This window comes from Actinomadura macra NBRC 14102 (assembly GCF_001552215.1).
Taxonomy (GTDB): domain Bacteria; phylum Actinomycetota; class Actinomycetes; order Streptosporangiales; family Streptosporangiaceae; genus Spirillospora; species Spirillospora macra.
Window position 1 is genome coordinate 77,345 of the sequence record NZ_BCQT01000016.1, and the last position, 20,684, is coordinate 98,028.

A 20,684-nucleotide genomic window follows, 5' to 3' on the forward strand; every position below is an offset into this window, starting at 1 on the left:
ATACCTGGCCTGCGTGCCATCACATCATGTTCAACTGATATCATCCGGGCATGATGACTACCGCGCAGGCGTCCATGCTGCATGTACTGGCCGATCCGCTCCGATTGCAGATCATCACGCTGCTGGCGCGGGAGACGCTGTGCACCACGCATCTGGTCGAGGAGACGGGAGCGCGGCAGACGAACGTCTCCAACCACATGCGGGTGTTGCGTGAGGCGGGCGTGGTGGAGACCGAGCCGTGCGGCCGCTACACCTACTACCGGCTACGCCCCGAAGTCATCGAAGAGCTGGCCGGAGCGCTCGGCGACCTGGCCGGCACCGCCCGCGTGACCGCCGAGACCGGACGCAAGAGGGCCTGCTGATGGCCTTGACCGAAAGCCGCGAGACGCCGGCGGCCGGCGTCGTGGCCGGGCTCTCCACACTGGACCGGTTCCTGGCCGTGTGGATCCTGCTGGCCATGGGCGCCGGGCTCGGCCTCGGACGGCTCGTCCCCGGGCTGGACGATGCGCTCGCCAAGGTCGAGATCGGCGGGATCTCGCTGCCGATCGCGCTGGGGCTGCTGGTGATGATGTACCCGGTGCTGGCCAAGGTCCGCTACGACCGGCTGGACTCGGTCACCGGGGATCGACGCCTGCTGCTCTCCTCGCTGGTGATCAACTGGCTGGTGGGCCCGGCGGTGATGTTCGCGCTGGCCTGGATCTTCCTGTCCGACCTGCCGGAGTACCGCACCGGGCTGATCATCGTGGGGCTGGCCCGCTGCATCGCGATGGTCATCATCTGGAACGACCTGGCCCGCGGCGACCGGGAGGCCGCCGCCGTCCTGGTCGCGCTCAACTCGGTGTTCCAGGTACTGGCCTTCGGCGTTCTGGGCTGGTTCTACCTGGACCTGCTGCCCGGCTGGCTCGGCCTGGGCGACGGCGAGGACCTCGACATCCCGATGTGGAGGATCGCCATGAACGTCGTGATCTTCCTCGGCGTCCCGCTGGTCGCCGGATATCTCACCCGCAGAGTGGGCGAGAAGCGGCTGGGACGCGAGCGTTACGAGAACGCCTTCCTGCCGCGGCTCGGACCGTGGGCCCTGTACGGGCTGCTGTTCACGATCGTCATCCTGTTCGCCCTGCAAGGCGACACCATCACCTCCCAGCCGTGGGACGTGGCCCGCATCGCCCTGCCCCTGCTGGTCTACTTCGCGCTCATGTGGTTCGGGACGTTCGCGCTCGGCAAAGGCATCGGCCTGCCCTATGACCGGACGACCACGCTGGCCTTCACCGCGGCGGGCAACAACTTCGAGCTTGCCATCGCCGTGGCCATCGGCACCTTCGGCGTCACCTCCGGCCAGGCACTGTCGGGCGTCGTCGGGCCGCTGATCGAGGTCCCCGTCCTGGTCGCGCTGGTCTACCTCGCGCTCGCCTGGCGCCGCGGATTCACCCCGGTGACCGAAAGGAGCACCTCGTGACCGACCGACCCAGCGTCCTGTTCGTCTGCGTCCACAACGCCGGACGCTCCCAGATGGCGGCCGCGTTCCTCACCCACCTGGCCGGCGACCGGATCGAGGTGCGCTCGGCGGGCTCCGCCCCCGCCGACAGCATCAATCCCGCCGTCGTCGAGGCCATGAACGAGGTCGGCATCGACATCTCCGCGGAAACGCCCAAGGTCCTGACCGCCGATGCCGTCCAGTCCTCCGACGTCTGCATCACCATGGGCTGCGGCGACGTCTGCCCCGTCTTCCCCGGCAAGCGCTACCTCGACTGGACCCTTGACGACCCCGCGGGCCGAGGCCTCCAGGCCGTCCGCCCCATCCGCGACGAGATCCGCGAACGCGTCGAAGGGCTGATCAAAGACCTGCTCGAATAGCGGGTGCCCCCGTTCTATGTGGGGTGGGCCGGCGGCAGGTGGATGCCGACCAGGCAGGTGTCGTCGTCGGTGTCCGCGTTGCTGTGGGTGAGGAGGTGGTCGAGGCGGGCCTCCAGGTTGATGGCGGGCTGCTGGGCCGTCGCCAGCAGGTGGGCGAGCGCCTCCTGCATGGACCCGTCCCTGCGCTCCACCAGGCCGTCGGTGTACATCAGCAGTACGTCGTCCGGTTCCAGATCGAGGGAGCCTTCGTCGTACTCGCTGTCCTCCAGAGCGCCGAGCAGCATCCCGCCGACGGTGGGCAGCGTACTGGCCTCGCCTCGGCGGATCAGCACCGGTGGGAGGTGGCCTGCTCGGGCCCACCGCAGGACGTGGGTGGCGGGGTCGTAGAGGCCGCAGAGCGCGGTCGCGGTGACGTGATCGGTGAGGTGGTGGGCCACGAGGTTGAGCCAGGCCAGCAGCTGGCCGGGGCCCGCTCCGGTGGTCGCCAGGCCGCGCATCGCGTTACGCAGGACGACCATTCCCGTGGCGGCGTCGATGCCGTGTCCCGCGACGTCCCCGACTCCCAGCATGATCTGCCCGGAGGGGAGCCTGACCGCGTCGTACCAGTCGCCACCGACCAGGTGGTCGTGCTCGGCCGGGCGGTAGCGGACCGCGACCCGCATCCCGGCGGCCTCGACCGGACCCCGGGACGGCGGCATGATCGCACGCTGGAGTTGCAGGGTGAGACGGTTGCGCTCGGCGGCCTCCTGCTCGGTGTGGGCGAGTTGGTCACGGGTGGCGGCGAGCGCCACCTCGGTCCAGTGCTGGGCGGAGATGTCCTGGTAGGCGCCACGGACGGCGAGGAGGTGCCCGGCGTCGTCCAGGACGGGTTCGGCGACGATCCGCAGGTGCCGGATGATCCCGTCGGGGCGCTGCAGGCGGAACGCGGCCGAGGCCGGCTTGTGGTGGTGCAACAGCGTGCGCAGGAAGCGGCCGATGGCAGGCTCGTCATCGGGATGCGCCTGTGCCGGCAAGGCGGCGAGCGGTGACGGCAGGCCGCCCGGGGCCATCCCGTAAAGGTCGAACAGCTGGCTGTTCCAGGTGATCTGCCCGGTGACCGTGTTCTCCTCGAAGCCGCCGATGCGGCCGAGGCGCTGCGCATGCTGCAGGAGGCTGGCCAGCCGGGTGGCCTCGTCCTCGATCCGGGAGACCAGCAGGACGGCGTCAGCGTGCCGGATGATGCTGATATCGGCGACGACCTTCAGTGGGACCTCGTCGACGAATGTCGTGAGCGTGATCCGCCCGGCCCGGAACGGTTCGCCGGTCGCGTGGACCCGCTCGATCTTCTCCAGCAGTCCGCCGTGGTCGGCGGCGAACGGGTACGCCTCCAGCAGCAGCGAGCCCATGACGGTGCTGCGCGGCCGTCCGGCCAGGTCCACGAAGTGATCGTTGACGTGATGGATACGGAAGTCGGTCAGTTGACCGTGGTCGTGGTGGGGAACGAGGACGAAGGCCGGGTCATGCAGCGCGTCCGCCAGGTCGATCAGTTCACCGAGCCCGGGTCGTGAATCCTCCGCGTCTGGTGGGCCGGCTTCGGGCCAGGTCTCCAGGGTGTGGGCGCACAGTTCGGCCAGGGCCTCCACCTGCCGCTCGATCTGCGGGGAGCGCGGCTCCGGCGGGCCCGGCCAGCAGATCTCCAGAACGCCGATGATGCGGCCGCCCGTCCCTGCCGGAACGGTCACCCGGCCGCCGTCCGGCAGCGCGAGGTGGCCGATGGAGGGCAGGCCGTCCCGGATACCGGAGGCGAACCACACCGCCCGGCGCTCCAGCAGTGCCATGCGCGCGGGCGTGGCCACACCTGGCGGGACGTAGCGCCAGCGCACGGCCTCCTCCGCGCCGAATCCAGCGGCACCCGCCAGGCTGAGCGATGCGTCGGCGCCGGCGGCCCAGACGGCGACGGCGGCCGCGCCGAGCGGCCGCAGCGCGTGCTCCAACAGGGACTCCGCCGCGGCCTGGGCGTCAGGGGCCGCCAGCGCGCCGCTCTCGGCGGTGCGCAGCCGCGCGGCGACGGCGGCCCCGACGTCCATCGGCCCGGCGGCCCCTGGTTCATCCGTGGTCAGGCGGAGGAAACTCTGGGTGGCCTCGGTGACGCGGTCCCGCGCCGCCTGATTGATGATCTCTGCTGCGAGCTCCAGCGGGGCCAGGCCCGCGTCGGCGGCGAGCGCGTCCAGATGCCGGGCGGCCTCCGTCGGCCCGCAGCGGAGCCGCTCGACCAGTACGCCCTTGGCGAGTTCCAGGACACCGCGCCCGTCGGCGGTGGCCTGGGCCTGGCGGACCTGCCGCTGGAGCCGGTCCACCGTCGCGGCCAGGCGTCCGACATTGGACATGCGTCCCTCCGTCCCGACGTCGGCGACGACCGAGGCGTCGGTGAGGTCGGCCTGGACAGCGGCGTCCTCGGGGCGCGGCGGGGCGCTGCCGTTCGCGGATTCGTCGGCCATCAGTCACCGCCGGTGGGCCGGGTGAAGGACACTCGATAGACCAGACCCCTGGTACGGGTCATGGGGTGTCGCCCTCAGGCGGAGCCGGATCGGTGCCGCCGGAGGGAGCCGGAGCGGGTGCGGAACCGTTCTGGAGGCAGCGGCGCACGCATGCGATGAGGTCGTCGGCGTCCAGCGGTTTGGTGATGTAGTCGGTGGCGCCGGACGCCAGGCTCTTGTCCTGGTCACCGGGCATGGCCTTGGCCGTCACCATGATGATGGGCAGGCTGGCGTGTTCGGGCATCGCCCGGATGGCGGAGGTGGCGGTGTAGCCGTCCATCTCCGGCATCATCACGTCCATCAGGACCAGGTCGATGCCCGGATGCTCGGTGAGGGCCTGGATGCCCTTGCGGCCGTCGTCGGCGTGCAGCACCCGGATGCCGTGCAGTTCCAGGATGCTGGTAAGGGCGAAGACGTTGCGGGAGTCATCGTCCACGATGAGGGCGACGCGGCCCGCGAGCAAGGTGTCCGTCTTGCGTGCGGGCCCCCCGCGGTGACCGCCGACCCGCACGAGCGGCAGGACGTCACCGGCGTGCTCGGCCGCCAGATGCAGGGCGATCCGCTCGCGCAACTCGTCCAGACTCCGCAGCAGTTCGAGTGGCTGGGCCTGGGCGCGCTCCTGAAGGGCGCGCTCCTGCTCGGCGTCCAGACGCCGGTTGTTGTGCGCGAGGACGGGGAAGCCGCGCAGCGCCGGGTCGCCGTCCACCGCCTCCAGGAAGCGCAGCGCGACCCCGCCGGGCATGTCGAGCTGGAGCACGACGCAGTGGCAGGGGTCGGCGGCGAGGACGGCCGCGGCCTCCTCCGCACTGACCGCGGTGACGACCTGGACGCCGCCCTCGGTACCGGGAGAGTGGCGGCTGTCGGCGACGGCGCTCTCGGCGACCAGGGACATCAGGCCGCCCTGCCGTTCCTCGATCACCAGGAGCCGGCGCTGCCGGGGGCGTGAGGACGTGGCCGTATCCCGCGCACCCGCCGTGGGCGCGCCGTCGGCGGTGCCGTCCGCCGACTCGGCGGACCCGGCGGGCTGCGCGCCGGGACCGGTCTTGGCCGCGGTCTGGACGGTCTGGACCCCGGCCTGGAAGTCGGAGCGGGCGACGGGCAGGTACAGGGTGAAGGTGCTGCCGCGTCCGGGGGTGCTGTCGGCGAGGATGACGCCGCCGAGCAGGTAGGCGATCTCCCGGCTGATCGACAGGCCCAGCCCGGTTCCGCCGTACTTGCGGCTGGTGGTGCCGTCGGCCTGCTGGAACGCTCCGAAGATCGTTTCAAGCTGGTGCTCGGCGATGCCGATGCCGGTGTCGATCACCCGGAGGGCCAGGGTCGGGCCCTGGGTCCGCATCGCGGCCGGGAGCTCGGCCGGCTCGGCGGTCTCGATCCGCAGCTCGACGCCGCCGCTGTCGGTGAACTTCACCGCGTTCGACAGCAAATTCCGCAGGACCTGCTGGAGCCTGGAGCCGTCGGTGAGCACGTACTCCGGCACCCCCGGCTCGGTGGTGATCCGGAAGTCGAGGCTCTTCTGGGAGGTCAGCGGGCGGAACGTGGCCTCGACGTACTCCAGCAGGTGGCGCAGCGGCACCCGTTCGGGAGTGAGGTCCATCATGCCCGCCTCGACCTTCGACAGGTCCAGGATGTCGTTGATCAGCTGGAGCAGGTCCGAGCCGGCGGAGTGGATGATGCCGGCGTACTCGACCTGCTTGGGGGTCAGGTTGCGGGTCGGATTCTGGGAGAGAAGCTGCGCCAGGATCAGCAGCGAGTTCAGCGGGGTGCGGAGCTCGTGGCTCATGTTGGCGAGGAACTCGCTCTTGTACTTGGACGCCAGCGTCAGCTGCTGGGCCCGCGCCTCCAACTCCTGCCGCGCCTGCTCGATCTCCAGGTTCTTGGTCTCGATGTCGCGGTTCTGGCTGACCAGCAGTGCCGCCTTCTCCTCCAGCTCGGCGTTGGAGCTCTGCAGTTCCTCCTGCCGGGCCTGCAACTCCTCCGAGCGGACGCGCAGCTCACCGGCCAGCCGCTGCGACTCGGCCAGCAGTTCGTCCGTGCGCGCGTTGGCGAGGATGGTGTTGACGTTGACGCCGATGTTCTCGCGCAGTTGCTCCAGCAGGTCCCGCTGCACCGGGCTGAACGGCCGCAGCGCCGCCAGCTCGATCACCCCGAGCACCTGGTCCTCGACCACGATGGGCAGCACGATCACGCTGGCCGGCGCACCGGCCCCCAGACCAGAGGAGATGGTGACATAACTGGCGGGAACCTCCTCGACCACGATCGTGTGCCGGCTCCGGGCCGCCTGCCCGACCAGCGAGCGCCCGGACCGGAACCTGGTGGGCCGGGACGCGACGGCCGGGTCGTCGTCTTCGGGATAGCCGTAGGAACCGACCAGCTCCAGTTCCAGCCCGCCGTTGTCCTCGGCGAGGTAGAAGGCCCCGTACTGGGCCGACACCAACGGCGTCAGCTCGTCCATGATCAGGTCGGCGACCACGGGCACATCGCGGTGGCCTTGCATCAGGCCGGAGATCCGCGCGAGGTTGGTCTTCAACCAGTCCTGCTCCTGGTTGGCGCGGGTGGTCTCGCGCAGCGACTTCACCATCAGGTTGATGTTGTCCTTGAGCTCGGCCACCTCCCCGGACGCGTCCACGGTGATGGACCGGGTCAGATCGCCGGAGGTGACCGCGCTGGTCACCTCCGCGATCGCCCGCACCTGCCGGGTCAGGTTCCCGGCCAGCTCGTTGACGTTCTCGGTGAGCCGCTTCCACGTGCCCGACACGCCCTCGACCTCGGCCTGCCCACCGAGCCTTCCCTCGCTGCCGACCTCGCGGGCGACACGGGTCACCTCGGCGGCGAACGCCGACAGCTGGTCGACCATCGTGTTGATCGTGGTCTTCAGCGCCAGGATCTCGCCGCGGGCGTCCACGTCGATCTTCTTGGTCAGGTCGCCCTGCGCGACGGCGGTGGTGACCTGGGCGATGTTGCGCACCTGGTTGGTCAGGTTGGTCGCCATCGAGTTGACGTTGTCGGTGAGGTCCTTCCACGTCCCGGCGACGTTGGCGACCTGGGCCTGCCCGCCCAGCTGGCCTTCCGTGCCCACCTCACGGGCGACGCGCGTGACCTCACCGGCGAAGGCCGACAGGGTGTCCACCATCGTGTTGATGGTCTGCGCCAGCGCGGCGACCTCGCCCTTGGCCTCCACGGTGATCTTCTGCGAGAGGTCGCCGCGGGCCACGGCCGTGGCGACCTGCGCGATGGACCGGACCTGACCCGTCAGGTTGGAGGCCATCACGTTGACGTTGTCGGTGAGGTCCTTCCAGGTGCCGCTGACTCCGCGGACGGTGGCCTGCCCGCCCAGATTCCCCTCGGTGCCGACCTCGCGGGCGACGCGCGTGACCTCGTCGGCGAACGACGACAACTGATCGACCATCGTGTTGATGGTCGTCTTCAGCTCCAGGATCTCGCCCCGCGCGTCCACGGTGATCTTCTGTGACAGGTCTCCCTGCGCCACCGCCGTCGCCACCTGCGCGATGGACCGGACCTGACCCGTCAGGTTCCCGGCCATGAAGTTCACCGAGTCGGTCAGGTCACGCCATGTCCCCGAGACGCCCTTCACGTCCGCCTGTCCGCCCAGCCGTCCCTCGCTGCCGACCTCGCGGGCGACGCGCGTGACCTCGTCGGCGAACGACGACAACTGATCCACCATCGTGTTGACGGTGTCCTTCAGCTCCAGGATCTCCCCGCGCGCGTCGACGGTGATCTTCTGCGACAGATCACCGCGGGCGACCGCGGTCGCCACCTGCGCGATGTCACGGACCTGGGTCGTCAGATTTCCCGCCATGGCGTTCACGGAATCGGTCAGGTCCTCCCAGGTGCCTGATACGCCGGGCACCTCCGCCTGCCCGCCCAGCTGCCCCTCCGTGCCCACCTCGCGCGCCACCCGGGTGACCTCGGAGGTGAACAGCGCGAGCTGGTCGACCATGCCGTTGAACACGACGGCGATCTCTCCGAAAAGCCCATCGGCATCACCGGGCAGCCGGGTGCCGAAATCGCCGTCCCGCACGGCCGTCAGTCCGTCCAGCAGCCGCCGCAGCCCGGCCTCGTCGGCGTCCGCCCGACCGGAGGGATGACCCGCCCGGACCTTCGACGTCGCAGGAACATCAACCATGTCGAACTTCCGATCCGCTCAGGTTCCCGGCGCGAACAGCTCGGGCGTCGCCGGGACCACCCGCAGCTCTCCCAGTGAGAGAACTCATGACCGTGACGCACGTGATCGTGGTGCGGACGCCCTGGAGGACAGGGGGAACTCCGCCGCGCACCGGAAGGGACAGACCATGGAACCATTATAGGAGAGATTTTTGATGAATAAAATTTCCTGTAAAATACTTTCGCAATCTTCCGAGTCATGTCACCCACTGGCCATCGGGGCACGGCAATGCCACCGCGGGTGAGCAGCCCGTCGCAGATCCGGACCGCTGGCGGTCTCGGTGCGGCGCGGTGCCATCAGTAGAGCAGACGCCGGTTTCAGGCAGGTCAAGATGGACGGTGTCGGCGCCGGCACCTCCCAGCCCGACGGTACGGATCACTACCTCGTCGATCTTCAGAAGCGTGCCCTCGAAGATGCCGAAGAGCTGAGCTGAGCCGCCGGCTGACGGCTCCGGGGCGATGGGGCCCGATCCACCGAATTGGAGCAGGGCGTATGCCGTGGGGTGGCATACGCCCTGCTCTGTTTGGCCGTGCCTACGGAGGGCCGCTCGGATCTAGCGGCGGCTTCCGCCCGCTGAGACGGTTCTTGGATCGTCTTGCGTCAGGGCGTAGGACTTGCCTCCGAAGGTGAGGATGAAGTTCGAGGGTGTGACGATGGGGAGCTGGTAACTCAGGGCGACGGTGGCTGTGCCGCCGTTGGGGATGCTCGATGAGTTCGGGACGGTGAGGGTGGCGCGCTGGAAGTCACCCTTGAGACCGCCGACGTTGCTACCGCTGTGTCCGGCCTGGACCGAGAGCGTCCAGCCCGACTGCTGGGTCATCGTCGCGGGCGCCGAGGTGCCGTAGTCGAACTTGAAGACGGCGCCGCCCGGGATGGTCTGGCCCGAGTTGTTGGTGATCCGCAGCTTCGGGGTGATGGGGTAGTTGTTGTCGCCCACCGGGAAGTTGATCAGATCGAGCTTCACGTTGAGGCGGTCGGTGGGCATGGTGTGGTCGGACTTGAGATTCTGGTACGGGCCGGCCGTCTTGAGCTTGTCGTCGATCAGCGTGGTCAGGGTGTTGCCGATGAAGTACTCACCCTTGCCGCCATTGCGGGCCGGGTCCCAGGCGTAGTCGCCGGCGAGTTCCCAGAACATGACGCCGCCGATGCCCTTGTCGACCACGTACTTGACCTTGGCGGCCACCGACTGCTCGTCCTCGGTGGACAGGAACACCTTCTTGGTGCTGTTCCACAGCCACGGCGAGGCCATCGTGTTGTCGTACTGGCGGGAGTAGGTTCCGGTGAGCCGGTCGTCGGGGTCCTTTTCGGGGTCGAGCCCGTAAGCGCCGATGTAGGTGCCGGGGAGTCCCTTTTCGAGGTTCTTGGCGTGCCACATCGGGTTACTGCCCGAGGTCATCTCCTTGCCCTTGTCATCAAGGTCGTGCCAGAGGTTGTCGAGACCGATGGCTCCGTTGCCGCAAGGTGTCGTGGATCCCACACTGCCACCGGTACCCGGGGGGCACTGCTTCTGGTCGGGAAGTGCGGCCTTGCCCCACAGCCCGTTCGTGCCTCCGGTCACGCCCTGCCATCCGCGCGTGTAGAAGGGGAGACCGATATTGATGCGGCCGGCCTGCATCGCTCCGCGGAAGTAGTGGTAGGCCCAGTCGGTGTTCAGGTATCCCATTCCGTAGGTGCTGTAGACGGAACCATCGACCTGCTCGTTGTCCTTGCCGTCATCGAAGAGCGCGGCGTTCGGGCCGACGAAGTGGTTCCAGGAACCGTGCAGGTCGTAGGTCATGATGTTGGCGTAGTCCAGGTAGGGAACGACCTGGTAGCTGTCGTGCCCACGCAGGATCCAGCCGGAGGCCGAGACGGCGGCGGTCAGCATGTAGTACTTGCCGTCGGCCGCGCTCGCCGCGTCCAGCTTCTCGCGCAGCGTCTTCATGAGCGCCACGTAGCCGGCCATCAGCTTGGCGCGCCGCGCGTTGGAGAAGGTGAAGTCGTCGGGGTGCCCCGCGAACTTCATCGAGGTGGCGTACTCGTAGTCGATGTCCGCGCCGTTGAATCCGTACTGGCGCACGAACGAGACGACCGAATCAGCGAAGGTGTTGATGTTCGCCTGGTTGTCGGTCATCGTGTAGAAGCCGCCCGAGGCGATGCGCTTACCGCTGTCGTCGATGTAGCCGCCGGTTTCCGCCCAGCCACCGATCGAGACCAGCGTCTTGACGTTCGGGTGCTGCTTCTTGAACTTGTTGAGCAGGTTGAAGTGGCCCTTGTAGGAGTACGCGGGGTCCATCTCCGCGCCCTTGACGTCCGGCCACTCTTCCCCGATCGCGGGATTGTTGGGCGAGTTGCCGCCGACCGAGACCTTGTTCTGGCCGTCGACGTGCGCAAAGGCGTAGTTGATGTGGGTCAGCTTCTCCCAGGGAATGTCGCTGGCGAGATAGCGCGGCGCGTTGTTCTTCCCGTCCCGCCAACTCGTGAAATAGCCGATGGACCGGCGCTGGTGACCGGTGCCCATCTTCTCCCGGCCGTCGTTGTCGTACACCTCGCAGTACGGCGGCGTGACGCCCGGCGTCTGGTAGAGCCCGTCGGGACGACAGTCGGCGCCGGTGGCGGACTTCTGGCCCCTGGTCGGACCCGCGGCTCGGGTGGGGGTGATCACGGCCAGGGAAAGGCCGAGCACCAGGAGGAGTGCTGTACATCCGGTGATGATCGTCCGGAGCGGAGAGCGGCTTGTGGCCACAGCGGTCCCGGTCCCTTCTATTAGGAAACTATACTAATTGTTTGGACCATAACCGCACTTCAACCGGTGGGCAAGAACTGAAATTTCACCGGCGCCGTCCACAATGGATCGGTCCACTCAGAAACCGGCCTGCTGAAAATGCCACCGCGGAAGCGTGGTTTCGGACAGCAGGCAGCCGGCGTGGCAGGAGCGCCCGGCCGCCGACGTCCGGGGCCGCGGGTACGTGTTGTGCGCTCAGGCGCGGTGCGGGCCAGCGCATGGACGCCGTGCCCGGAGACGGAGAGGCCGGGCGGCGAAGACGAACAGTGCCACTCGCACGGTGAGCATGTCGGCGGTTCGGGCACTTGATGCCCGCCATCGAGTGCCGGTGAGCACAGCACCGGTCCTAGCCGAGGCCGGCCTTCAGGGTGCGGTCCGGACGCGCCTACACATGGTCAGCGCCAGGAGGGTCATCGCGCACAGGAGACCCCAAGCCGGCGTGAAGCTGTGGGTCAGATCCTTGAGCAGGCCGAGGACCGGAGGCACCAGAATGATGGCGATCTGGGTGACGGCCATTGCCAGGCCGAGGACGGATCCTGTTCTGCCGGGTGGCGCCGATTCGGCCACGTGGGTGACCCAAGGGCCGTACCAGCCGATCCCGAAGAACCCGAGCCAGATGAACAGCGGACAAGCGACCGCGAGCGAATGCCCCAGTGGCGTCATCAGGGCCGCCATCCCCACGGTGACGGCGACCATGCAGGTCACGACGGATCCGTGGCGTCCCAACCTACTGTGGTCGCTCCAGGCGGCCAGGCAGACCCGGCCCGCGACCCCCGCCGCTTGGGTCGCCACGAGAACGAGGGCCGCCGAGCCCTCCGCCGCTGAGGTGGTCTCGTGGAGGTACAGCACGGTCAGGACACTGATGCCGCTGTGCACCGAGACGAGGCTTGTTCCGGACAGCAGGATCTTCACCATGGACGGTTCGCGGAGTGTTCGCACCCGGGCGGCCAGCCCCGTCCTGAGCGAGGGATGCGATTCGTTGTCGGACGGAGCATCGCTCCGGAGTGCGGTCTGGGCGGGCGACGGTCGGTACAGGCAGATGAAGACACCGGCTCCCAGGAGCGCGACGGCCCCACCCGCCAGAAGTGTCGTCCTCCAGCCGGCGAAGGCCGCGAGGAGCGGCAGCAGGGCTGCGGCGAGGACACCGCCCAGCGGCACGCCCGCCTGGCGGATGCCCATCGCCAGCCCGCGCTGCGAGGCGGCGAACCATGACGCCACCGATTTACTACCACCGGGCTGGACGGTGCTGTATCCCGCACCGACGATCAGCAGAACGCCGAGCAGGGAGGCATACCCCGGTGCCAGGCTTCCCAGCCCCAGGCTCACGGCGACCACGCAGGCACCTAATCCGACGACCCAGCGCTCGCTGTAGCGGTCCAGTAGTTCCCCGGCCACCAGTAGTCCGGCCAAGGGGACCAGTTGGGCCGCCGAGAGCAGGAATCCCAACTGGGCTGTGCTCAAGTCCAGACCGCGTTGCAGGTGGATGCTCATCGCCCCGATCCCCTGCACGAAGAAGCCGGATGCGGCCTGCGTGAAGGTGGCGGCACCAAGGATGATCCACCGGTAACGCTCGTCGCGGTGCGGAAGCCGGTCGGCGCTCCGCCGGTCGCCGGTGCCCGTCGGCTCGGCGGATGCGCCGGGAATGGTGCTGCCGATCGCCTGGCACGGCTGGCCGCCTGTCACGGGCGCCAGCAGAGCGAGGGGTCGGGGTGATCGAAAAAGCCGAGCTCCCGGTAGAGCGGTTCTCCCTCGCGCGAGGCGTACAGGTCGACCCGGACGGCGCCGCTCTCCCGGAACCAGTCGAGCAGGCCCCGCATGATCGCGCGGCTGTGGCCGCGCCGCCGGTGGTCCGGATCGGTCACGACGCCGATCACATGTCCGACGCGGCCGTTACGCGAGTGCGGGCCGGGAAACCACTGCTCGATGGTGCCGATACCGCATGCGGCCAGCCCGTTGCCCCCGTCCACCACCAGGATGCGCGCGTCGTCCGCCGTCAGCTTTTCTTTCAGGACGGCGGCAAGGGCGTTCCGCCAGTCGTCGCCTGCCGAGGGAGGGTGGAAGAAGTCGCCGCCGAGCGTCTCGAACAGCAGCGCCCGCAGGCGCACGAGTTCGCTGACATCGTCCTCGCCGGCCTGCCGTACTCCGGTGTGGTGCATCATGCCGGCCAGCCTGATGTAATGGGCTTATGCACCTCAACCCTTACGGCGGGGACGCCGTGCACCTTGCCGCTGACCTGGCCAACCGGCGGCCTGGCAGCGCCGAGGAGCTCGCGGATCGGTGCCGCGCCGCCGGTCTCGCGCTGGAGCGTCCGGTCACGCCGCAGGACCTGGACCGCACCCTGGCCGTGCTGGACTCGTGGGAGAAGGTCGTCGACGCGCCCGACGAGCACGGACGGGCCGAGCTTCTCAACGGGATGCTGGCGGCGGCCGCGGCCTACCCGCGGCTGACCGACCACACGGGCGGCGGCTGGCATCTGCACTACCGCGACGAGCGGCAGCCGCTCGGCTCCGTGCTGTTCTCGCTGATCTCCGTCGGCACGGCGCTGCACCTGGCGGGTCGGGGCATGCACCGGCTCCGGCGGTGCGCGGTGACCGAATGCACCATGATCTTCGCCGACACCACCCGCACCGGACGGCAGCGCTACTGCTCCCACCCATGCGCCAACCGTGACGCAGTACGCCGGCACCGTGCGCGCACTCGCGGAGCCGGTCGCACCGGGAGCCCGCAGGCGCTGGGCCGCTCTGGAGTCTGACGCTCGCCGGCCGCCGGTCGTTCGCAGCCGGGACCGGCGAGCGCAGCGGCGCCGGATCGGGTGGTCGGCCTACGGCCGTGCGGTGCCGGTCGCCCAGACCGGAGAGCCGTCGGGGCTGTAGATCACCACGTTCGCGTCGTCCTGGACGACCAGGCGAGAACCCGGGTACCGCCAGGTCCCGGAGTGCCAGAGAGCGATGCCACCGGGACGGTAGATGACCAGGTTGCCATCGTCCTGCATGACGCAGACGCCCGGCGTGCTACCGGCGGTGTCCGAGTCCCATAGAGGACCCTGCGGTCCGTGGAAGACCAGATTCGCATCGGCCTGGTACACGAACGTGTAGCGTCCGTCGGCGGATACGACCGATTGGCCGGGCAACAGCACCTCGCCCGGCTTCATCTCGTCGCCCTCCGCCTGGGGGCCGGTGAGATGCGCGAATTCCAGAACCCGCGTGCAGTCTTCGCCGCGGCACCCCGTGTTGGGGCAGACGAGAGAGACGTTGCAGTCGCCCTTGGCCACGAAGTCGTTCTCACCGCGCACCAAGATGCCCTCGACCTGATGGGTGTCCGCGTCGAACACCGGCGACCCCGAGTTGCCCCCGTAGGTGTCGAGGTTGGCCACGAAGAAGGCCGCGGGATCGTTGTCACGCACCCGCGAGCCCGCGGCGAACTTGGTCGGCAGGCCGTTGGGGTGTCCGATGACCTGGACCTGGGCCCGGTCGGCAACCCTTCCCGTGCGGCGCAGGGAGACGACGGGATGGTCGGGAACCGGCCGGTCCAGGCGTACCAGCGCCCAGTCCGCTCCGTCGCGTACGTTCTGCCGATCGATCACCTGGGCGCCACTGTAGATCTGGTCGTTGGGAATCACCGTGGTGGCGGTGTCCTGGTCTCGCATCCGGAACCCGAAGACAAAGCGCAGGTCGCTCACGTTGTCGATGACGAACGTGCAGTGGCCGGCGGTGGCGATGACGTCCTTGGCGACCAGGAAACCCGAGCAGAACGCGCCGACCGGCTGGTCGCGGAATGGTTCGACGGTGCACAGTCCGTACCGCGATCCGAAGCTCTCCGTGATCAGCTTGGAAGTGCCATCGCCATTGTCGGTGACGTCGACGGCATTGAAGAGCGCGACGACACTGTCGGCGTCCGCGAGATCGGCCTGGTCTTTGACCTGGTAGATGTCGAGCCGGTCGTCCACCCCGTAGATGACCTTCTGCTTGGCCTGCAGGACCTTGATAATGGAGGCGTCGTCGACGTTCTCCAGCCAGGCAGCCGATGACGCCGTCCGGACCCCCTTCGATCGTGCCTTTCGCGCTTTCAGTTCTTCCTTCAGCTCATCAATCGACATGTCTTGCAACTGCGTCGCATCAGTCATGACCTGAGCCCCCGCCCCTGTATCTGGAAGCCGCCCCCGGCTGCCACACCCGTAGGGTCGCAGCATTCGCGGCTGCGGCCTCTTCGGCTTACGGGCTCCACTCACATGTGTCGAGCCCGTCTTCCCCTGTCAAAAGAAGAAACGGTGGCAGCGGGGAACTAGTGGCCTGATGGGCGTCTTGCGGCCGACAATGGCCAGTGCAACGCTCCATCACACTGCTCAGATCACGATGCCATTATCCTCCGCTCGCGCCTATCCTGCGCTCGCGCCTTGAACAGTCCGCGGCCCCGTCGAGGCGGCGAATAAGAGGGCTCCGGATCAGAACTGGTCGTCGTCGACCTGGTAGCGGCGCGAGGTCTTCTCAACGCGCGGCTTCTCCCGCTCGGACGGCAGTCGATCTACCACGGTGACTCCCGGACGGCCCGCCTCGACCTGGAAACGGGCGGCCGTCGTGATCGTGGTATCGCCCGGTCTCCAGACCGAGCTGACGGTTCGCAGCGCGGCGAGGAGCCGGGTCGGGCTCACGTCGCAGACGACGTATCCACGTCGGTTGTCGATGTACTTCCAGTGCGGGCTCTCCGCCATGATCGGGTCAAAGGTGCGGTGGAAGGAGACGGGGTCGGAGTCGCCACCCGAGCTGATTGACGTCCCGGTGATCTCCGCGCCCACGGTCGGGGACGCCTGGTCGTCGACATCCGGCGTGAGGTCGCATACCCAGGTCGCGTGCCGGTCGCCGGTGAGTACCACGGGGTTGGCGGCACGCCCGGAGCCGAAGAACTCCAACATGCGGCGGCGCTGGACGCGGTAGCCGTCCCAGTTGTCGAAATCGAAGACCTGCTCCGGGCCCGCCTTGCGGTCGTTGGACGCCCACATCACCTGGTTGGCCAGCAGGTTCCAGCGGGTTCCCGAATGGGACATCCCCTTCACCAGCCAACTCTCCTGTTCGGCGCCGGTGAGCGTGCGGGCGGGATCCTCGGCCTCGGCGAGGGTGGCCGGCTGGTCGCTGCGGTACTGCCGGGTGTCGAGCACGTGCACGGTGGCGAGCCGGCCGAAGCCGAGGCGACGGTACAGCCGCATGTCGATGCCGCGCGGGACGGCGAGGCGGCGCAGTGGCATGTGCTCGTAGTAGGCCTGGAAGGCGGCGGCCCGGCGGGCGAGGAACTTCTCGCGCGGCTGCTGGTCGGGGTCCTGCGGGATCTCGTCGGCCCAGTTGTTGTCGACCTCGTGGTCGTCCCAGGTCACGATCCAGGGGAAGGCGGCATGCGCGGCCTGGAGGGCGGTGTCGGTCTTGTACTGCGCGTGCCGGTTGCGGTACTCGACCAGCGTGTACGGCTCGTCGGTACCCTCGTGAGCGCGAATGGTGGTGGTCCGTGGGGCGGACTCGTAGATGTAGTCGCCGAGGAAGGCGACGAACGCCAGGTCTTCCTGCGCCAGATGGTGGTAGGCGGTGAAGTAGCCGTCCTGCCAGTTGTGACAGCTGGCGAAGGCGAACCGCAACCGCTGTTTGATCGCCCCGTGCTCGGGAGCCGTGCGGCTGCGTCCGGCCGGTGAGTTTTCCTGGCCGACCCGGAACCGGTAGAAGTACTCGCGGTCCGCCCGCAGGCCGCCGACCTCGACGTGCACCGCGTGCGCGCGCTCGGGCCGCGCCACGGCCACGCCCGTCGCCCGGATCTGCCGGAACCGCTCGTCCGCGGCGACCTGCCACGACACCGGCACCGCCCGGTCGGGCATGCCACCGCCGTCGAGCGGGCGGGGCGCCAGCCGCGTCCACAGCACGAAGCCGTCGGGTGACGGGTCGCCGGACGCCACACCGAGGGTGAAGAGGCCGTGCGGCAGCGGGGCGCCGCCGTGCGAGCGGACCGCGGCGAGCGCACCGGTCGGATCCAGGAGTGCCGGGCCGACGAGGATGTGACCGGCGGTGAGGGCCGAAGCGACTCCACCGGTGGCCAGGAATCGGCGGCGAGGAAATGTGACGGACATGCACCCTCCAAGAGTCGCTTCAGGAGGATGGCCGGACACCGGTGAACGAAGGTAGGCGTACGAACTAACACAAAAGCGACAAGGGTACGAACATCGATCACCGGTGCGTTGTGGGCCGGTCCTCCGGTCGGAAAAAGTTCAGCGGTCATGTCGATCCGTGCCGGTCCCGTTCGACCTCGGGGTGAGAGGGTCCGAGACAGGGCCCCGGACGACCGAGGGAGACAGGACCATGAAGTTCATGCTGATCATGCGCGCCACCGACGAAGCCTACGCGGGGATGGCCGACGTCGACTTCAACGAGATCATCGAGACGATGGGCAGGTACAACGACGAGCTGATCCGCGCCGGTGTGCTGGTCGCGGCGGAAGGTCTCGACGACGCCGCCGAAGGGGTGGTCGTCGACTACTCCTCCGAGCCGCCCGTGGTCACCGACGGCCCCTACGGCGAGACCAAGGAGCTGTTCGGCGGGTTCTACATACTCAACGTGGCGTCGAAGGAGGAGGCCGTCGAGTGGGCGAAGCGGTCGCCGGTCACCGGTGCGGGCTTCAAGACCGAGGTCCGCCGGGTCACCTCGATCGACGAGCTCCCGCAGGACAACGAGTGGATCCAGAAGGAGCGGGCGTGGCGCGAGGCCACCGGCCAGCTCTGAGCGGACGCCCTTGAGAAGCCATGACCGATCCCACGGGCCGTGAGGCCGTCGCCGCCGTCTGGCGCATCGAGTCGGCGCGGATCGTCGGCGCCCTCGCGCGGTACACCGGTGACTTCGCGCTGGCCGAGGACCTCGCGCAGGAGGCGCTGGCCGAGGCCCTGGTGACCTGGCCGCGCGACGGCGTCCCCCGCAGACCCGCGGGCTGGCTGCTCACCGTCGGTCGCCGGCGCGCGATCGACGCGTTCCGCCGACGCGCCGCCCGTGACGAAAGGTACGCCGCCCTCGCCCATGACCTGGGCGAGGGGGGTGTGACCTCGGGGGGTGCCTCCGCCCATCCGGACCGGGATGAGCAGGACGTGCTGTGGGATCCGGACCAGATCGACGACGACGTACTCGCGCTGATGTTCGTCTCCTGTCACCCCGTGGTCGCACGGGAGGCGAGGGTGGCGCTCACGCTGCGGGTGGTCGGCGGTCTGACGAGCGACGAGATCGCCCAGGTGTTCCTCGTCCCGACCGCCACCGTGCAGGCGCGGATCACCCGGGCGAAGAAGACCCTCGGTGCGGCCCGGGTGCCGTTCGAGGTGCCGCCGGCCGGGGAGCGTGCCGAGCGGCTCGGCTCGGTGCTCAGCGTGATCTACCTGATCTTCACCGCGGGGTCCTCGGCCGGCTTCGGTGACGATCTGATCCGGCTCGATCTCGCGAGCGAGGCGCTCCGTCTCGCGCGGGTGCTGAGCAGGCTGGTGCCGGACGAGCCCGAAGCCCATGGGTTGCTGGCCTTGATGGAGCTGACCGCGGCGCGCTTTCCCGCCCGCGTCGGGCCGGACGGCGAGCCGGTGCTGCTGGAACGGCAGGACCGCCGCCGCTGGGACCGCGCGGCGATCCGCCGCGGGCGGGCCGCCCTGGCTCGCGCGGAGCAGGTCGGCCGGGGGCTGGGCGCCTATGGTCTCCAGGCGGCGATCGCCGAGTGTCACGCGGTCGCCCCGTCCGTCGACGCGACGGACTGGGAGCGTGTCGTGCTCATCTACGAGGCCCTCGGCCGCCTCGCGCCGTCTCCGGTGGTCGACCTCAACCGGGCGGTGGCGGTCTCGATGGCCCGGGGACCGGCTGCGGCGCTACCGATCGTGGACGAACTGGTGGCCGCCAGGACGCTGTCGAGATCGCACCTGCTGCCGAGCGTCCGCGGGGAGTTGCTCACCCGGCTGGGACGCACCGACGAGGCGCGCACCGAACTCGCGGCCGCCGTCCGGCTCTGCGGGAACGAGCGCGAGCGGACGGTGCTGGAGCGCAAGCTCGCCGCCCTCGACTGACCGGGACACGCACGTCGGACCACGCGGATCTTCCGAGTCGGTGGCCCAGGGCGCACCGCCCCGGTCGTCACGGAGGTGATGGACGGCCCGTCCGGGCCACCGCGACACGAGGGCCTGCCGATCCTGCCGTTGGGAAGCCTGCTCCGGTTCTAGACGGCACCGGACTCGCGTGCCCGGGCCGCGCCGAGTGGACCGATTCATTGGCGCTTCGCGCGACGAAGATGATCAGCGCGGCGGACGCCCCCGGCAGGGGCAGCGCACGAGGCATTCGACGCCAACTTTGTACAATGTGGAATTACCAATAGCACTATTCATCCAGGTCGGGGCGTTCGGCGGTCTCCGCGGCCTGGATTATGCCCTATTCTCGGACGCATGCTCCGGCGTCCGTTTCCCCCACGCGCGCCACGGTCGGAACGGTCCGATCCGGCCGGCACGTTAATTGCCGGTCAATAGGCGTGGAGAGTGATCGTCCATGAGATCCGACCCGGCGCTGGAACAGCGCGCGAACGCGGTCAGGGTGATCATCGCCAGCGACAATCCGGTGGTGCGGATCGGCCTGCACGCACTGTTGCGGTCGGCGCCGATGGTGGACGTCGTCGGTAACGGGGCGATCGGCGACTCCATGGGCGAGGTCCGCAGGCAGGAGCCCGACGTGGTGCTGCTGGACTCCTCACCGCCGTCGGCCGCCAGCATCGGCGCGTTGACGCGCGTCAGGGGCGGCAGCCGGATCGTCGTCGTCACCGCGTCGGAGGATCCCTGCGTGCTCGTGCAGGCAGTGCTGGCGGGAGCCTGCTGCTGCCTCGTCTACGGGCACTTCGAGCCGCAGGGGCTCGCGGACGTCGTGCTCGCCGCCGACCGCGGTGAGGCGCACCTGTCACAACCCGCGGTGACGGCGCTCGTGCAGTGGTTGCACGAGGGGCACCCGTCGCACGACCAGCATGATCCAGGGCTGACGCCGCGTGAGGTCGAGATTCTAGAACTGATCACCGCGGGTCTCACGAACCGGCAGATAGCGCGGCATCTCGTCATCTCTGAGAAGACCGTGAAGAACCACGCCCACCAGATCTATAAGCGGCTGGGGGCGGACGGAAGGGAACACGCCATCACCCGCTGGCGGGAATTGAATTCGGCAGCTGCCGGGGATGGCACCGGACTGACATAAAAGGTGCCACCCGGATGCGGCCACCAGATAGCCCCTGCACAGAAGAGTCCTAGGACCGGGCCCACGGCAAGATAGGCCCCTGTCCGTCTTTACTTCAAGATCCGTGTACCGCATGCTCTGGTAGCTGAGTTCCAAAGGCCCCTATT

At 68.8% G+C, this 20,684-nt stretch carries 14 protein-coding genes; 7 read left to right on the forward strand and 7 right to left on the reverse strand.

The features are described from left to right. The first annotated feature begins 50 nt into the window (after positions 1 to 50). The 3 genes from AMA02S_RS25580 to AMA02S_RS25590 are packed head-to-tail and all read left to right on the forward strand — an operon-like array spanning position 51 to position 1,854. Positions 51 to 362: an ArsR/SmtB family transcription factor gene (locus AMA02S_RS25580; protein ID WP_067462200.1), complete on the forward strand. Its 312-nt coding sequence runs from the start codon at positions 51 to 53 to the stop codon at positions 360 to 362. After that, positions 362 to 1,456, forward strand: a complete 1,095-nt coding sequence (arsB, locus tag AMA02S_RS25585) for an ACR3 family arsenite efflux transporter (RefSeq protein ID WP_067462203.1) — start codon at positions 362 to 364, stop codon at positions 1,454 to 1,456. The genes AMA02S_RS25580 and arsB overlap by 1 nt, the downstream gene beginning before the upstream one ends. After that, entirely contained in the window at positions 1,453 to 1,854 is a 402-nt protein-coding gene (locus tag AMA02S_RS25590) for an arsenate reductase ArsC (RefSeq protein ID WP_067462206.1), read from the forward strand. The genes arsB and AMA02S_RS25590 overlap by 4 nt, the downstream gene beginning before the upstream one ends. A gap of 14 nt (positions 1,855 to 1,868) precedes the next feature. Here AMA02S_RS25590 and AMA02S_RS25595 read toward each other — a convergent pair whose 3' ends face one another. The 5 genes from AMA02S_RS25595 to AMA02S_RS25615 form a co-directional block, all read right to left on the reverse strand. Further along, complete coding sequence (locus AMA02S_RS25595) at positions 1,869 to 4,331, reverse strand: SpoIIE family protein phosphatase (protein WP_084265592.1); 2,463 nt, start codon at positions 4,329 to 4,331, stop codon at positions 1,869 to 1,871. Positions 4,332 to 4,389: 58 nt separating this feature from the next. After that, positions 4,390 to 8,514, reverse strand: a complete 4,125-nt coding sequence (locus AMA02S_RS25600) for a HAMP domain-containing hybrid sensor histidine kinase/response regulator (RefSeq protein WP_067462209.1) — start codon at positions 8,512 to 8,514, stop codon at positions 4,390 to 4,392. A 592-nt stretch (positions 8,515 to 9,106) separates the two neighbouring features. Beyond that, positions 9,107 to 11,218 carry a glycosyl hydrolase family 18 protein gene (locus tag AMA02S_RS25605; RefSeq protein WP_067462212.1) on the reverse strand — a complete coding sequence of 704 codons (2,112 nt, stop codon included), beginning with the start codon at positions 11,216 to 11,218 and terminating at the stop codon, positions 9,107 to 9,109. Between the two features lie 462 nt (positions 11,219 to 11,680). After that, positions 11,681 to 13,000: an MFS transporter gene (locus AMA02S_RS25610; RefSeq protein WP_245667825.1), complete on the reverse strand. Its 1,320-nt coding sequence runs from the start codon at positions 12,998 to 13,000 to the stop codon at positions 11,681 to 11,683. Then, complete coding sequence (locus AMA02S_RS25615) at positions 12,997 to 13,476, reverse strand: GNAT family N-acetyltransferase (protein WP_218005118.1); 480 nt, start codon at positions 13,474 to 13,476, stop codon at positions 12,997 to 12,999. Before AMA02S_RS25615 ends, AMA02S_RS25610 begins: the two co-directional genes overlap by 4 nt. A 26-nt stretch (positions 13,477 to 13,502) precedes the next feature. On the opposite strand from AMA02S_RS25615, the gene AMA02S_RS25620 reads away from it, so the two are divergent. Next, positions 13,503 to 14,069 (forward strand): CGNR zinc finger domain-containing protein, encoded by a 567-nt coding sequence (locus AMA02S_RS25620; protein WP_067462215.1) that lies wholly within the window; start codon positions 13,503 to 13,505, stop codon positions 14,067 to 14,069. A 69-nt stretch (positions 14,070 to 14,138) separates the two neighbouring features. Here AMA02S_RS25620 and AMA02S_RS25625 read toward each other — a convergent pair whose 3' ends face one another. Both AMA02S_RS25625 and AMA02S_RS25630 read right to left on the reverse strand, forming a co-directional pair. Beyond that, complete coding sequence (locus AMA02S_RS25625) at positions 14,139 to 15,413, reverse strand: trypsin-like peptidase domain-containing protein (protein ID WP_067462218.1); 1,275 nt, start codon at positions 15,411 to 15,413, stop codon at positions 14,139 to 14,141. A gap of 345 nt (positions 15,414 to 15,758) precedes the next feature. Continuing rightward, positions 15,759 to 17,420 carry an alkaline phosphatase D family protein gene (locus AMA02S_RS25630; protein WP_084265594.1) on the reverse strand — a complete coding sequence of 554 codons (1,662 nt, stop codon included), beginning with the start codon at positions 17,418 to 17,420 and terminating at the stop codon, positions 15,759 to 15,761. Between the two features lie 229 nt (positions 17,421 to 17,649). On the opposite strand from AMA02S_RS25630, the gene AMA02S_RS25635 reads away from it, so the two are divergent. The 3 genes from AMA02S_RS25635 to AMA02S_RS25645 all read left to right on the forward strand — a co-directional run bounded on the left by AMA02S_RS25635 (position 17,650) and on the right by AMA02S_RS25645 (position 20,538). Then, positions 17,650 to 18,069 carry a YciI family protein gene (locus tag AMA02S_RS25635; RefSeq protein WP_067462220.1) on the forward strand — a complete coding sequence of 140 codons (420 nt, stop codon included), beginning with the start codon at positions 17,650 to 17,652 and terminating at the stop codon, positions 18,067 to 18,069. Between the two features lie 20 nt (positions 18,070 to 18,089). After that, positions 18,090 to 19,376, forward strand: a complete 1,287-nt coding sequence (locus tag AMA02S_RS25640) for an RNA polymerase sigma factor (protein WP_067462223.1) — start codon at positions 18,090 to 18,092, stop codon at positions 19,374 to 19,376. Positions 19,377 to 19,848: 472 nt separating this feature from the next. Continuing rightward, positions 19,849 to 20,538 carry a LuxR C-terminal-related transcriptional regulator gene (locus tag AMA02S_RS25645; RefSeq protein ID WP_067462225.1) on the forward strand — a complete coding sequence of 230 codons (690 nt, stop codon included), beginning with the start codon at positions 19,849 to 19,851 and terminating at the stop codon, positions 20,536 to 20,538. Positions 20,539 to 20,684 lie beyond the last annotated feature (146 nt).